This is a genomic window from Kaistia adipata DSM 17808 (genome assembly GCF_000423225.1).
Classification (GTDB): Bacteria; Pseudomonadota; Alphaproteobacteria; order Rhizobiales; family Kaistiaceae; genus Kaistia; species Kaistia adipata.
On record NZ_KE383991.1, the window covers coordinates 447,101 to 461,488 of the forward strand.

The following is a 14,388-nucleotide window of genomic DNA, read 5'->3' on the forward strand; positions in this document are numbered from 1 at the left end:
CTGCCTGAAACCAATATCAACCACTTTCACGCGCTTTGGTGCACTCATGAACGCTGACAATTTCATCGACGGGGTCTGGCGTCCCTCGCTGGACGGCGAGACGCGGCCCGCCCACAGCCCCATCGACGGCGCCGTCATCGGATCGATTGCCTGGAGCGACCGGGCAACGGCCATCCTCGCGATCGAGGCGGCGCGCCGCGCGCAGCCCCGCTGGCGCGCCGTGTCCCTGTGGGAGCGGGCCCGGATCTGCCGACGCATCGCCGAAGCGATCCGGTCCGAGGCAGCGCCCCTCGCCGGCCTGCTCTGTCTGGAGCAGGGCAAGCCCATCGCCGAGGCGCGCTTTGAGGTCGGCAAGGCCGCCGACGGCTTCGATCTCGCCGCCGACCTCGTTCGCTTCATCGAAGGCGCCACGATCCCTACCGAGGATCCGCGCAAGCGCGTTATGACCTTCTACCAGCCGCGCGGCGTCTACGCGGTCATCACCCCCTGGAACTTCCCGGTCAACATTCCGGTCGAGTATCTCGCTCCCGGCATCGCGGCCGGCAACACCGTCGTCTGGGTGCCGGCGCCGACGACCTCGCTGGTCGCCGTCGGGCTGGCCAGGATTCTCGAACAAGCGGACCTTCCGCCCGGCGTGATCAACCTCGTCACCGGTGCCGGCGCGGTTGTGGGCGATGAAATCGTCGCCCATCGCGGCACCGACGCGGTCGGGTTCACCGGCAGCCCGGTGACCGGCCGTCGCATCTGCGAACGCGCCGCCGGCAAGCCGCTGCTCATGGAAATGGGCGGCAATGGTCCAGTGATCATCCTTCCCGACGCCGATCTCGAAGCGGCGGCGGCGGCGACAGCCTCGGGCTGCTTCGTCAATGCCGGCCAAGTCTGCTCCTCGTCGGAGCGCATCATCGTGCACCAGGCCATCCACGACGAATTCGCCGAGCGCATGGTGGCGGCGGCGCGCGAGGTGAAGCTCGGAGATCCGCGCCAGTCCGGCATCACGATGGGCCCGCTCAACAATCCGGGCGTGGCGGAGAAGGTCGCGCTCCATGTCGACGACGCGCTTGCCCGCGGCGCCCGCGCCCTGACCGGCGGCGGGGCGGCGACCGACATGCCGAGCCCCCTCTACTTCCAGCCGACAGTCCTCGACCGCGTGCCGGCCGACAGCCTGATCAACCGCGAGGAAACCTTCGGACCGGTGGCACCGCTCGTCGCCGTCGCCGACGACGATCAAGCGATCCGTCTGGCCCACGACAACCCGTACGGTCTGGTATCCTCCGTCTTCACCCGCGATCTCGACCGCGCGTTCCGTTTTGTCGAGACCTTGCCGACCGGCATCGTCAACATCAACGACACCAGCAACTACTGGGAACTCCACATCCCCTTCGGCGGCATCTCGGGCAAGGAAAGCGGCATCGGCCGCATCGGCGGCAAGCACAGCCTCATCGCCATGTCCGACCTGAAGACCGCCACGTTCACGGTGAAATGACATGCGCTACGAGGAACTGAGTTCGCCGGAGATCGATGCACTCGATCGCGACAGGACCGTGTTCGTCCTGCCGATCGGCTCGGTCGAGCAGCACGGCCGGCACATGCCCGTCGGCACCGACACCATGCTGGCGGAAAGCGTCGCGCTGGGCGCGGCAGCGCGGCTGGCCGGCCGGGCGGTGGTGATGCCGCCGCCCTGGTACGGCTTCTCCGCGCACCACATGCGCTTCCCCGGGACCGTGACCCTCCGCGCCGAGACGCTGATGGCGCTGGTTGGCGACATCGTCGGCAGCCTGGTCGAGCATGGTTTCCGGCGCATCCTCGTCGTCAACGGACATGGCGGCAATGGCGGCGTCATCGACGTTCTCGGCTCGACGCTCGGCCATCGCTTCCACGGCAAGGCGCGGATCGCCTGCCTCACCTATTTCCAGCTCGCCCGCGAAGCCATCGCGCGGTTGCGCGAATCCGGTCCGGGCGGAATGGGGCACGCCTGCGAGTTCGAGACGGCGATGATGATGGCAGTGCGCGAGGATCTCGTTCATCTCGACAGGGCCGTCGCCGCCTATCCGGATCCAGGCTCGTCCTACCTGACCACCGATCTTCTCGGCGGCTCTGCCATTCGGACCTATCACGACTTCGCAGACCTTTCGGAGACGGGCACCTTTGGCGACCCGATGCTCGCATCGCCCGGCAAGGGCAGCGATTTCCACGCCGCCGTGGTCAACGAACTGGTGCGCTTCATTGACGATTTCGCCGGCTGGCGGATGGGCTAGGGAGAGGGAAACATGAGACAATTGAACGTCGGCGTGATCGGGCTTGGCTATTTCGGCGAACGCCACGCGCGGATCTATCATCGCATCCCCAACGCCAGACTGGCGGCGGTCTGCGATCTCGACGCGGACAAGGCCGCAAAGCTCGGCGCCGACCTTGAGGCCGATGTCTATTCCGACTACCAGGCGCTGCTCGACCGGCCGGATATCGAGGCCGTGTCGCTCACCGTGCCCGATCGAAAGCATGTCGATGTCGCGATCGCGGCGGCGAAAGCCGGCAAGACAATCCTGCTCGAAAAGCCACTCGCCCATGACGCCGAAAGCGCCCGCCGGATCGTCGACGCCGTCGAAGCCGCCGGCGTCCGCCTGATGATCGGCCATATCCTGCGCTTCGATCCGCGCTACGTGCAGGTGCACGCCGCCGCCGCCCCCGAGCGCCTCGGCGATCCCATCCATCTGCGCGCGAAGCGCAATGGCGTCCGCTCGGTGGCGCGCCGGCTCGGCTCCGCGAGTTCGATCCTGTTCTACATGGGCGTGCATGACATCGACGCCATGCAGTGGATCGCGCGCTCCCGCATCAGCCGCGTCTATGCCCAGAAGCGGCAGGTGCTCGGCACCGGCAACGAAGACGCCCTCTATGCCGTGGTCAATTTCGAGAACGGGGCCATCGGCAACATCGACTATAGCTGGGCCTGGCCGGACGGGCTGATGAACGGCTACCGCGCCGCGCTCGAAATCGTCGGCACCCGGGCGGCAACCTATCTCGACTGCGCCGACCAGGGCTTCTACGCGGTCGAGGACAGCACTACGACCGGTGGCGACACGCATCTCTGGCCCGAGATCAACGGCCGGATCGTCGGGGACCTAGCCGACGAGCTTGCCCATTTCGTCGATGCCACGATCGCCGGCACGCCCTATCTCCAGCACTATCGCGAGGCGTTCGACGCCATCCCGGTGTTGGACGCCCTGGCACGGTCGGCCGAGACAGGCCAACCGGAGGACGTCATTCGCTGAAGCGCGTCGAATTGCGCGGCAATGGTTGACATTTTTCCGGGATCTCGGCTTTCTCGCGAACCAAGAAGCCAGTCAGGTTCATCCATGTCGTCCCCAATCGTCATTGCCCCTCTCACCGCCATCTCGACTCATGAGCGGGCAACGCCGTCCCTCGTCTACCGCTCCCTGCTGAAGAGCATCCATGACGGCCACATGGTTCCGGGAGCCAAGCTCCCGAACGAACGCGACCTCGCCCGCCAGCTCAATACGAGCCGGACGGCGGTGCGAACGGCGCTGACCATGATGGAACGCGAGGGCCTCATCCACCGGCGCGTCGGCAGCGGGACTTTCCTCGCTGACGACGCGCTCGACGTGTTCAGCCGAATGGACCAGACCAGCGTCACGGAGCACAGCTCGGTTCCGAGCTTCGTGGAGATCGTCGAGGGCCGCCTCCTGTTCGAGCCGGCGATGATGCATCTCGTCGTCGACCGGATCGATGAGGCGGCCATCGCCGAGATGCGGCAGACATTGCAGGCGATCGTCGTCTCGCCGAGCTGGCGCGACTTCAAGGAGCAGATCTACGACCTGCACCGTCAGTTCTTCGCCGCGACCAAGAACCGCTTCCTGCTCCAAGTCATGGAGAGCATCGTAACCGACCGACGCGCCGTGCAGTTCGACGGCAAGGAATTGGAAAAGCAGGCGCCGGAGCTAGTGCGGAAACAGACGAGCAAGGAGCTCGGAGCAATCGTCGAAGCGATCGCCGATCGCAACGCCAAGCGTGCCGAGGATCTGATGTCAGAGCACCTCATGCGGATCCTGGCCACGATCAACATCTGGCAGTAGGCGCGCGAGGCGCGTCCCATGCGGAAACCGCGCCCCGATTGAAGCATTGGTCGGACCGTATCGAACCAGCCAAACCGCCGCTGTCAGGCGACGCGAGCCGCCTGCGTCGAACGCCGGAAGCGATCGAGCGCGACGCCTGGCCATTTCCTCCGTCGTGCCGAGAGCGTCCTCAGACGAGTTGATCAGCGGTTCGCGCGAAGGAAAGCGCTAGCGTACGTCGATGTGCCGCTTGACTGGTTGATGTTACTCGCACCAAGTAGAGGCCGAATCTAACTTCGCAACCAGCTCTTAGTTGCTACTCGACCCATGAGTGCTACTAATTCAGCCTGTCTGCTCGTCTCTGTCTTGCTGAAGATCGAGCGCAAGTGTGTTCGCACAGTCTCGTAAGTGATCGACTTTGCCTCCGCGATATTGCGCAAGCTTTGGCCCTTGCCGAGCATGATCACGATGTCCGTTTCGGCAGGGGTCAGGCCGAAAACCTGTCTGAGTATTCCCGGTTCGGATCTTGGCGTCGCTTCTGGATCCTCCACGAGGCAAACACCGACAGAATGCGAGAAGAAGTCAGGGAGACTTCCGCCTAGCCTTTGAATGCGAACAACCAGCGGGCGCGCTCCATCGCGCGCGACAAAAATCGGTCCGCTGGAACGATCCGGTCGCAGCCAGTGTTCGCTCAAGATTGACTGCATCTGCTTGTTGATATTCGCGGTTTCGCTGTGCCGTCGGGAACGCAACTGTCTGTCGGTGACCTGCAAGTCCCTGCCGAGCAGACGAGACGCCAGGTCATTCATCATGGTTACCTTGCCAAAGCGATCAAAGAAGATCGCTGCAACATCGGTCATTTCAAAAGCCTCGGCCATACCCGAAGCCCTCTGTTTGGATGCGCTGCGCATGATGATGGATGACGTCATGAGGCGGTCCCTCATGGCCCGGAAGATGGCAATTTCATCATCCGCGAAGAAGTCGTGCTCCAGCCTTCGGTGGAGCGTGAGCACCAACATGTCCTCTGGCGTAGAGAAGTTGACCATGCAGGTGCGGCCGATGCCATGCTTGGCCTGAAATCGGTAGTAGGCCTGACGCTCGAAATCGTCTCGCGATGTGTACTGCTGATCGCAAGCTGTCCCTTGCCTCAGCAAGAACGGAATTGCGCGTAGTCGCCACTCGTTCTCATGCCAGCCGTCATTGAAGTAGTCCTCAAGCGGTCGGTTCATGCTCTCGGTCGCAATCACCAGTCCTGGTGCTCGTTTGCTCGCCGGGATGATGTTTGCCCCAAACGAACCCGTCACATTTGCCAGGCCTTGAAGAACGCTTGGCCATAGCGAGTGATCGACCGCCGCCTCCAATGCTCTATCAAGAGCTTGATCGAGCTTGGCGAAATCAATGCGCATTTTGCCGAGAAGCCCCAAAGGAAACCTGGCGGTAAATAGCATGCATTGGTTAGCTTTGGGTAGGCTGCGTAGCATCTAATAGATTTGGAGCTGGAGCCTCCGGCAAACCAGGTGCAATACACTCGCATCCGGCCAAGAGGGGGGCGTTCGTCGCGACGTCAGAGCGGATGCCGTGTTACACGAGGCCCGCTCGCTATACGTTTTGCCTACAAGCTATTGGGCCTAGGGTCTGGCCTCAATTGAGCCAGTAGGCGCGGATTGCGGCCAGGGGCACGCCGGAGAGGTAGTTCCTGGTCAGCTTGTCGTATCGGGTAGCGACGCGGCGGAAGTCCTTGAGTCTGCACCACATGCGTTCGACGCGGTTTCGATCCTTGTAGGCGATGGTGTCGTAAGGGATGGGTTCCCGTCGCGAAGCGGTGGACGCGATCACTGCCTCTGTGCTCTGGGCGGCCAGGCGCCGCCTGAGGTGGTTGGCGTCATAGCCTTTGTCGGCCAACAACAGCCGGATCGGCCCTGCCGCCTGGATCAGCGCCTCCGCCATGCTGATATCGTTGATATTCCCGGCGCTGAGCAGGAGGACGCACGGCCGGCCACGGTCGTCCACCAACTCGTGAACCTTGGTGCTCCGCCCTCCACGCGAGCGGCCTATGGCGTGGGCGAAGGCCCCCCCTTTTGCGCCTGCGGCGGAGCGATGCGCCTTGACGTGGGTGGCGTCGATCGCCGCGCCGTCGAAGATGCCGCTGTGCCCGGTCAGCGCTTCGAACATCCGCAACCAGAGCCCCTGTCGGCTCCAGCGATTGAAGCGGTTGTAGACCGTCGTGTACGGGCCAAACTCCGATGGACAGGCGCCATCGGGATCCGCTCTTCAGCATATGGACGATGCCCGAGATCACGCGCCGGTCGTCAACACGATGAGCGCCCTTGCGCCCACGCGGCAGCAAGGGCTCGATCCGACTCCACTCATCGTCACTAAGCCACTGAACCTGCTTCGTCATATTCAAGGCTCCCTTCCAGAAGCCTTGAATCAGAAATACTCCTGCGTCGCCAGACCTTATTGAGTACCGACCCTAGCCGGCCCGCCGTTGGGGCCGTTCAGCTTCCTATCCGTGCGCGCTCTCCATGCGCGGGTCTAGCCCTCGGTCACGGCATCGGCCAGGAAGTCCGCCATCTCGGCATGGTAGAAGACCTTGGTGCGAGGGCCGGTCTGGATCGGCTCGAGCAGGCTGACGCATTTCTGGTAGTGCGGGGTGCGGCGGTGCTCCTCGAGCGCGGCGGCGGACTTGAACACCTCGTAGATCAGGAACTTGTTGGCATCATCCGGATCGCGCAGGACGTCGAAGCGCAAATTGCCCGGCTCCTGGCGCGTGCCTTCGTAGTTGATACGGAAGGCCTCGATGAAGTCGTCGGCATGGCCCGGCTTGACCATGATGGTCACCATCTGGATGAGCATGTTCACTCCTTTTCAATCAGGTCGCGGCCGCGCCAGCGACGCGGCCAAGTCTCGAGATCAGAGGCCAGGCGCCTTCCACATCGCGGTGGTGACGCCCTCGTCGACGAGCTGGCGCTGCAGCGCATAGGCGCGCGCCCAGCGCTCGCCGGCCTCGTCGTAGATTGCCTTGTGCGCGGTCTCCGGCTCGAAATGGCGGTCCCAGCGCACCCAGCTTTCGGCGGTCGAGACGAAGTCGCGCTGCAGCCCGGCGCCGATCGCGGCGGCCGCGGCGCAGCCGAGCGCCGTCGCCTCCTTCACCACCGGCGTCACCACGGGCAAACCCGTCGCGCTCGACAGGATCTGGGCCCAGTGCGCGGACTTGGCGGCGCCGGCGGCGAAGACGATCCGCTTCGGCGTCACGCCGGAGAGCGCGAAGATCGCGGCCAGATTGCGCGCCGCGACGATCGCCGCGTTTTCCTGCAGCGCGCGGAAGATCGCGGCCTTGCCGGATTTTTCCGGGTCGATCGAGAGGTTCAGGAGCGAGGGCGCGGCGTGGTACCACTTGCCGTAGCGCATCACGTCGGAGAACACCGGAATGATGCCATAGGCGCCCGGCGGGATATGCGCCGACTGCGCCTCGAGCCGCGCATAGGCATCGCCCCCGTCGGCATCGGCCGCCGCCACCTCCGCCGCGCCAAAACTGTCGCGGAACCAGCGCATGACGACGCCGACGAAGAAGCTGATCGCCTCGGCCTGGTTGAGGCCGGCGACGACATGCGGATTGATGCGGAGATTCATGGAAGGATCGGTCAGCGTCTGCTCGACATTGACGATCTGCTGCCAGAACGTGCCGCCGAGCACGGCGCAATCGCCCTTGTTGACGACGCCGAGGCCAGCCGTGCCGATCTGGCAGTCGCCGCCGCCGGCGACGACGCGGGTGCCGGCCCGGAGCCCGGTCGCCTCGGCCGCCGCCGCGGTCACATGGCCGATCACCGCGCCGGGCTCGACCGTCTCGGGGAAGATGTCGTCGCGCATGCCGGCCCAGCGCATCGCCTCCGGCATCCATTGCCGCTCGCGAAGATCGAACAGGCCCGTCGTGCCGGCATTGGAGGGCTCGCTGGCGAGAACGCCCGAGAGCCGCGCAAGCACCCAGTCCGACAGCATGCTGATCCGGTGCATCCGGTCGTAGACTTCCGGCAGATTGCGCTTCAGCCAGAGCAGGCGCGGCAGCGCGCCGAGCGCGAAGGTCTGGCCGGTGTGCCCGTAGAGCCGCGCCTCGAGCTCCGGGAATTGCTGCTTCAGCTCGCGCACTTCGCTGTTCGAGCGGCTGTCGACATTGGCGCAGGCCCAGATCTCGCGGCCCTCGGCGTCATAGACGACCAGCGCCTCGCGCATGCTGGTGGCGCTGACGGCGGCGATGTCGGCAGCCGAAATGCCGGCGCTGGCGATCGCCTGGCGGATGGCGCGGGCGAGATGGGCCCAGTTGCCCTCGATGTCGAAATCCATCGAGCCTTCGAAGCGCGGATCGGGCTTGTGCCACCATTCATGCTGCGCGGCCGCGACCTGGTTGCCCGCCGCGTCGAAGACGACCGCACGGCCGCTCCCGGTTCCGGCATCGACCGCCAGAAGATACGTCCCCGCCATAACCCTCTCCCTAGTCCTTGAGGTCCATCAGACCCAGCGCCGTCGTTTCATCGGTGATCAGGATGCCGACGAACTTCCCCTTGAGCGCGGCGTGGATGGCCGGCACCTTTTCCAGGCCGCCGGCCGTCGCGACGACCTTCTCGGCGCGCGACAGCGCCGCGAGCTTCACGCCGATGACGCGGTCGTGCAGCTGCAGGTCGAGCACTTCGCCCCTGTCGCTGAAGAACTGGCAGAGGATGTCGCCGACAGCGCCCTTGCGGCGCAGCGGCTCGATCTCGTCCGGCGTCACATAGCCGGAACGCACCACAGTCGACGTTCCGGAAAGCTCGCCGATGCCGACCAGCTGGTAGGAAGCGTTCAGCGCCATGTCGAGCAGGTTGGCGACGGCGGGCTCGGAGGAGAGGTTCCTGGCGACGTCCGGGTCGCGCACGACCAGCGGGGCCGGCACGAGATGGACGCTGCTGCCCCAGTTCGCGGTGCGCATGCCGTCGACATAGGTGCCGACGCCGCCGGTCAGGCTGACCAGGCCGATATTGCGCTCATTGGCGAGATGGCCGAGGCGCTGGATGGCGTTGCTGACGGTGGCGCCCCAGCCGACGGCGAGAAGGTCGTCCGGTTGCAGCCGCTGCATCAGGAACTGCGCCGCCGCCTGGCCGAGCCGGTCGCTGGCGCTCTGCTCCGGCAGTTCCGGCACGACATAGGCCTCGAGCAGGCCGTAGCGGCTCTTGATCTCGCGCTCGAGCGACAGGCAGCCCTGGTAGCGCGAGTTGATGCGGACCTGGATGATGCCGGACCGGCGGCCGCTCTCGAGCAGGCGCGACACCTTGATGCGCGACATGCTCAGCTTTTCGCCGATCTCGTTCTGCGTCAGGCCGTCGTTGTAATAGTACCAGGCGATGCGCGTGAGGATCTCCTCGTCGGCATCGCCATAGCTCCACTCGTTGCTGTCCAAGGCCATTCGGCGAGCTTCCTTCTCTCGCGAGACGTGATCATATCGATATCGCAAAAACATTTGATCCGTCAACAGCGCAAGCTCGACATGTGTCACGCTACCCGGCACAACCGAAAAAGCTCCGAAAATCCCCACACTGAAGCGCAAAATGCCTGAACCGTCGCAACACCCCCGATTCCGAGCATATTGACGCCGTCCGAATCTTGTGATCACTTGAAAACAACAAGAGACATCTGAACAGGTGCGGAATGACTGCGGAGATCGTGGCCGGGAGGGCCGCACAGCTCACCGGAATATGGAAATCCTACGGTTCCGTGCCGGTCCTGAAGGGGGTCTCGCTCGCCCTGCAAAAGGGCGAGGTGCATGCGCTCCTCGGCGGCAATGGCGCCGGCAAGTCGACGCTGATGAAGATCATGTCCGGTCTCGTGCCGGCCAATGCAGGCTCGATCGAGATCAACGGCGAGCCGCTGACCCACGCCTCGCCGGCGCTGGCGCAGCAGCTCGGCCTCTATCTGGTGCCGCAGGAAGCGCACATCCTCGGCAACCAGTCGGTGCTGGAGAACATCTGCCTCGGCCTGCGCCCGTCACCGCGCACGCTGCGCAAGCGGGTCGAGCAGCTGATCGCCGAACTCTCGGTGACGCTCGACCTCGACGCGCAGGCGGCGACGCTGGAAATCGCCGAACGCCAGATCGTCGAGATCCTGCGCGGCCTGATCCGCGAGGCGCGCGTCCTGATCCTCGACGAGCCGACCTCGGCGCTGACGCCGTTCGAGGTGCACGCGCTCTTCCAGCGCGTCCGCAAGCTCCAGGCCCAGGGCGTCGGCATCTTCTTCATCTCGCACAAGCTGCGCGAGATCCGCGAGATCTGCGGCACGATCAGCGTGCTGCGCGACGGCGTCGTGGTGCTCAGCGGGCCGCTCGACACCTATAGCGACGCCAAGATCATCGATGCGATGAGCCGCGTCGCCACCGGCGCCACGCCCGTTGTCGCCGAACGATCGGCCCGCGAAGGCGGCGCCGTGCGCCTGTCGGTGCGCAAGCTGAGCGGCGAAGGGTTCCGCGACATCAGCCTGCAGGTCCGCGCCGGCGAAGTGCTGGGGCTCGCCGGCGTCGTCGGCGCCGGCCGCACGGAATTCTCGGAGACCCTGTTCGGGCTGCGCCGCCAAAGCGCCGGTTCCGTCACGCTCGACGGCGTCGAGCTTTCCAGCCGCTCACCGCGCCGCTGCATCGACGCCGGCCTCGTCTACCTGCCGGAGGACCGCCAGCAGAACGGCCTGTTCCTCGACGCGCCGCTCTACTGGAACACCTCGTCCTACCTGATCCACCGCCTGCCCTTCTTCCTGCGGCCGGGCCGCGAGCGCGGCCTCTTCAACGGCTTCCGCCAGAGGATGGGCATCAAGTGCACCGGCCCCGGCCAGTCGGCGAAGGCGCTTTCGGGCGGCAATCAGCAGAAGGTGCTGATGTCGAAGTGCTTGTCGGCCAAGCCCAAGGTGCTCGTGCTGGATGAACCGACCCGCGGCGTCGACGTGGCGGCGCGCAACGACATCTACGCCCTTATCCGCCAGCTGGCGGCCGACGGCGTCGCCGTCATCCTGATCTCGTCCGATTTCGACGAGATCGAGCTGCTCGCCGACCGCGTCACGGTCATGGCCTTCGGCCAGCTCGGCGGCGAACTCACAGAGAACATCAGCGTCGACGCGATTGCCCGCCTGGCATTCGGCGCGGGGGAGCAGGCCCATGCTTAATCTCGTCGCGCGCAACCGCGTCATCATGCTGGTGCTGGTGATGGCGGTCGCCTGCCTGGCGCTCGGCGTCGCCGCGCCCGGCTACCTCTCGGGCGCGACCGCCTCGGTGATCCTGTCGAACAGCCTCGTGCTGCTCCTGATCTCGCTCGGCACCATGCTGGTGATCCTGACCCGCAACATCGACGTTTCCAGCGGCTCCATCCTGGGCCTCAGCGCCGCGACGCTGGGCCTTTCGTTGAACGCCGGCGTCAGCCTGCCGCTGGCGATCGCGCTCTGCATCCTGACCGGCGTCGTCGCCGGCGCTATCAACGGCCTGCTCGTCGCCTATCTGCGCATCCCCTCGATCGTCGCCACGCTCGGCACGCTCGGCCTCTATCGCGGCATCATGCTGATCCAGACCGGCGGACGCTGGATCGAGGGCCTGCCACAGGATCTGAAGGCGCTGGCGGGAAGCATCGGCTTCGGCGTCTCCGTGCTGACCATCACCGTGCTGGCGCTGTTCGTGCTCGCCTGGATCTTCCTGCGCCGGACCCGGTTCGGCCGTTATTTCTACGCCGTCGGCGACAACCGCGACGCCGCCCATCATCTCGGCGTGCCGGTCCGGCGCGTGCAGTTCACCGCCTTCGTGGCGTCCGGCGCTTGTGCTGCGATCGCCGGCCTGATCTTCGCGGCGCAGATCGGCTTCATCCCGAACCAGGCCGGCAACGGCATCGAGCTGAAGGCGATCGCCGTCAACGTGCTCGGCGGCGTCAGCCTGCTCGGCGGCAGCGGCTCGGTCGCCGGCGTCTTCACCGCCGCGATCTTCCTGACCTCGATCGACAGCGCGCTGGTGTTCCTGAAGATCCCGGCGTTCTGGAACGACTTCATCGCCGGCGCGATCCTCCTGATTGTGCTGCTACTCGACGGACGCATCCGCCTCCTGATCGATCGCCGTATCCGCGCCCGCCGCTACGCCGTCCATGACCGCGCGCCGCAAGCCGGCGAGGCGGTCGGCAGGAGCCCGGAGAAGATCGCCGAAAATGCCCTGCTGGCGGAGGCAAGCCGATGAAAAACCTGCTCTTCCGCTGGGAAGCGGCGCTGTTCCTGATGCTCGTCGCCGAGCTCGCCGTGTTCGGCTACATCAACCCGCGCTTCCTGAACGTCGGCAACCTCGTCTACGGCACGTCGGACTTCGTCCAGATCGGCATCGTGGCGCTGCCGCTGACGCTGGTCATCATCGCCGGCGGCATCGACGTCTCCTTCGCCTCGGCGATCGGCCTTTGCGCCATCGTCTTCGGCGTCTCCAACTTCTTCGGCCTGCCGTTGCCGCTGGCGATCGGTCTCTCGCTCGTCGCCGGTGCGCTCGCCGGCCTGCTCAACGCCACCGTCATCCACCTGTCGAAGATCCAGCCGCTCGTGGTCACGCTCGGCAGCCTCTATCTGTTCCAGGGCGCGGCGACGGTGCTGTCCGGCGTCGTCGGCGCCGGCGGCTATGAGGGCATCGGCAACTTTCCGGCGAGCTTCACCTCCTTCGGCTATGCCGAGTTCCTCGGCCTGCCGGCGCCGCTCGCCGTCTTCCTCGGCCTCGCCGCCGTGCTCGTCGTGCTGCTGCACTTCACCCGCTTCGGCCGCGCCGTGTTCCTCGTCGGCCAGTCGGCCGAGGCAGCGCGCTATTCCGGCCTGTCGGTCGTGACAACGCAGACGATCACCTATGTCATCACCGGCGTCTGCGCCGCGATCGCCGGCCTCGTGATGTCGGCCTATTTCGGCTCGGCCCGCGTCGATCTCGGCGCCTCGACGCTGCTGCCGGCGGTCACGGCCGCCGTGCTCGGCGGCGCCTCGATCTATGGCGGCCAGGGCTCGATCCTCGGCACGCTGCTCGCGACCTTCGTCATCGGCTACCTGCAGCAGGGCCTGCAGGCGAGCGGGGTTCCGAGCCAGATTTCCAGCGCACTTTCGGGAGGATTGCTGGTCGCGGCGGTCGCACTGCGCCACGGGAGCGCATTGCTGGCCGATTTCATCGCTGTCGCCCGACAGAAACGAAACGATCGGGCCATGGCATCTTGAGGAGGAAAACGGAAATGACGATGAAGTTCCTGAAGTCCGGCCTGATGGCGGCGACCCTGCTGGCGGGCACGATGTTCGCCTCGGGCGCGGCGCAGGCCGAATCCCAGATCGCCTTCATTCCGAAGCTGGTCGGCGTCGGCTTCTTCACCAGCGGCGGCGCCGGCGCGGTCAAGGCCGGCGAGGAAGTCGGCGCCAAGGTGACCTATGACGGCCCGACCGAGCCGAGCGTCTCGGCCCAGGTCCAGTTCATCAACAACTACGTCAACCAGGGCTACAACGCGATCGTCGTGTCGTCGGTGTCGCCCGACGGCCTCTGCCCGGCCCTGAAGCGCGCCATGGATCGCGGCGTGCTGGTCATGACCTGGGACAGCGACGTCAATCCGGACTGCCGCAGCTACTACATCAACCAGGGCACGCCGGATCAGCTCGGCGGTCTGCTGGTCGACATGGCGGCCGAGGGCGTGACCAAGGAGAAGGCCAAGGTCGCGTTCTTCTATTCGAGCCCGACCGTGACCGACCAGAATGCCTGGGCGGAAGCCGCCAAGGCGAAGATCGCCAAGGAGCATCCGGGCTGGGAGATCGTCACCACCCAGTACGGCTACAATGACGCGCAGAAGTCGCTGCAGACGGCCGAGAGCATCCTGCAGACCTACCCCGACCTCGACATCATCATCGCGCCCGACGCCAACGCCCTGCCGGCAGCGGCCCAGGCGGCCGAGAACCTGAAGCGCGCCGATGGCGTCAACATCGTCGGCTTCTCGACGCCGAACGTCATGCGCCCCTATGTCGAGCGCGGCACGATCAAGCGCTTCGGCCTCTGGGACGTCACCCAGCAGGGCAAGATCTCGGTCCATGTCGCCGAGCACGTGCTGAAGAACGGCAAGATGAAGGTCGGCGACAAGCTCGACATCCCGGGCATCGGCACCATCGAAGTCTCGCCGAACAGCGTCCAGGGCTACGAGTTCGAGGCCGACGGCAACGGCATTGTCCTGCTGCCGGAGCGGACCGTGTTCACCAAGGAAAACATCGGCAACTTCGACTTCTGATCGAACGACCAGCGCGGGCGGCTCCTCCGGAGCCGCCCGATCCATTTCTCCAG

13 protein-coding genes are annotated in these 14,388 nt (G+C 65.5%); 8 read left to right on the forward strand and 5 right to left on the reverse strand.

From position 1 onward, the window contains the following. Positions 1 to 46: 46 nt before the first annotated feature. From G539_RS24970 to G539_RS0115010, 4 genes are all read left to right on the forward strand, one after another. Positions 47 to 1,483: an aldehyde dehydrogenase family protein gene (locus tag G539_RS24970; RefSeq protein WP_084640021.1), complete on the forward strand. Its 1,437-nt coding sequence runs from the start codon at positions 47 to 49 to the stop codon at positions 1,481 to 1,483. Position 1,484: 1 nt separating this feature from the next. Next, positions 1,485 to 2,255, forward strand: coding sequence for a creatininase family protein (locus G539_RS24975; RefSeq protein ID WP_051231440.1), 771 nt, complete (start codon positions 1,485 to 1,487; stop codon positions 2,253 to 2,255). Between the two features lie 12 nt (positions 2,256 to 2,267). Further along, positions 2,268 to 3,266: a Gfo/Idh/MocA family protein gene (locus tag G539_RS0115005; protein ID WP_084640022.1), complete on the forward strand. Its 999-nt coding sequence runs from the start codon at positions 2,268 to 2,270 to the stop codon at positions 3,264 to 3,266. Positions 3,267 to 3,350: 84 nt separating this feature from the next. After that, positions 3,351 to 4,088, forward strand: coding sequence for a FadR/GntR family transcriptional regulator (locus G539_RS0115010; RefSeq protein WP_029075919.1), 738 nt, complete (start codon positions 3,351 to 3,353; stop codon positions 4,086 to 4,088). Positions 4,089 to 4,357: 269 nt separating this feature from the next. Here G539_RS0115010 and G539_RS0115015 read toward each other — a convergent pair whose 3' ends face one another. The 5 genes from G539_RS0115015 to G539_RS0115035 all read right to left on the reverse strand — a co-directional run bounded on the left by G539_RS0115015 (position 4,358) and on the right by G539_RS0115035 (position 9,504). After that, a complete protein-coding gene (locus tag G539_RS0115015) occupies positions 4,358 to 5,515 on the reverse strand; it encodes a helix-turn-helix transcriptional regulator (RefSeq protein WP_169516656.1) in 1,158 nt (385 codons plus the stop codon). Positions 5,516 to 5,708: 193 nt separating this feature from the next. Further along, positions 5,709 to 6,468, reverse strand: a protein-coding gene (locus G539_RS26760) for an IS5 family transposase (RefSeq protein WP_156912059.1) whose coding sequence is annotated in 2 segments (ribosomal slippage) — positions 5,709 to 6,318 and positions 6,317 to 6,468 — 762 coding nt in all. Because the reading frame shifts where the segments join, the coding sequence is not laid out codon by codon here. 134 nt (positions 6,469 to 6,602) lie between these two features. Beyond that, the gene (locus G539_RS0115025; RefSeq protein ID WP_029075921.1) at positions 6,603 to 6,923 is read right to left on the reverse strand and encodes an antibiotic biosynthesis monooxygenase; all 321 of its coding nucleotides are present in this window, start codon (positions 6,921 to 6,923) and stop codon (positions 6,603 to 6,605) included. A 57-nt stretch (positions 6,924 to 6,980) separates the two neighbouring features. Next, a complete protein-coding gene (gene lsrK / locus G539_RS0115030; RefSeq protein WP_029075922.1) occupies positions 6,981 to 8,546 on the reverse strand; it encodes an autoinducer-2 kinase in 1,566 nt (521 codons plus the stop codon). A gap of 10 nt (positions 8,547 to 8,556) precedes the next feature. Beyond that, complete coding sequence (locus G539_RS0115035) at positions 8,557 to 9,504, reverse strand: sugar-binding transcriptional regulator (protein WP_029075923.1); 948 nt, start codon at positions 9,502 to 9,504, stop codon at positions 8,557 to 8,559. A 242-nt stretch (positions 9,505 to 9,746) separates the two neighbouring features. Here G539_RS0115035 and lsrA point away from each other — a divergent pair, with 242 nt between their 5' ends. From lsrA to lsrB, 4 genes are read left to right on the forward strand one after another with little or no spacing between them, the layout of a single operon-like run. After that, complete coding sequence (gene lsrA / locus G539_RS0115040) at positions 9,747 to 11,243, forward strand: autoinducer 2 ABC transporter ATP-binding protein LsrA (protein WP_029075924.1); 1,497 nt, start codon at positions 9,747 to 9,749, stop codon at positions 11,241 to 11,243. After that, positions 11,236 to 12,291 carry an autoinducer 2 ABC transporter permease LsrC gene (gene lsrC, locus G539_RS24985; protein WP_051231444.1) on the forward strand — a complete coding sequence of 352 codons (1,056 nt, stop codon included), beginning with the start codon at positions 11,236 to 11,238 and terminating at the stop codon, positions 12,289 to 12,291. Before lsrA ends, lsrC begins: the two co-directional genes overlap by 8 nt. Further along, positions 12,288 to 13,289, forward strand: a complete 1,002-nt coding sequence (locus tag G539_RS0115050; RefSeq protein ID WP_029075925.1) for an ABC transporter permease subunit — start codon at positions 12,288 to 12,290, stop codon at positions 13,287 to 13,289. The genes lsrC and G539_RS0115050 overlap by 4 nt, the downstream gene beginning before the upstream one ends. Positions 13,290 to 13,303: 14 nt before the next feature. Further along, positions 13,304 to 14,335 carry an autoinducer 2 ABC transporter substrate-binding protein LsrB gene (lsrB, locus tag G539_RS0115055; protein ID WP_029075926.1) on the forward strand — a complete coding sequence of 344 codons (1,032 nt, stop codon included), beginning with the start codon at positions 13,304 to 13,306 and terminating at the stop codon, positions 14,333 to 14,335. The last annotated feature ends 53 nt before the right edge of the window (positions 14,336 to 14,388 follow it).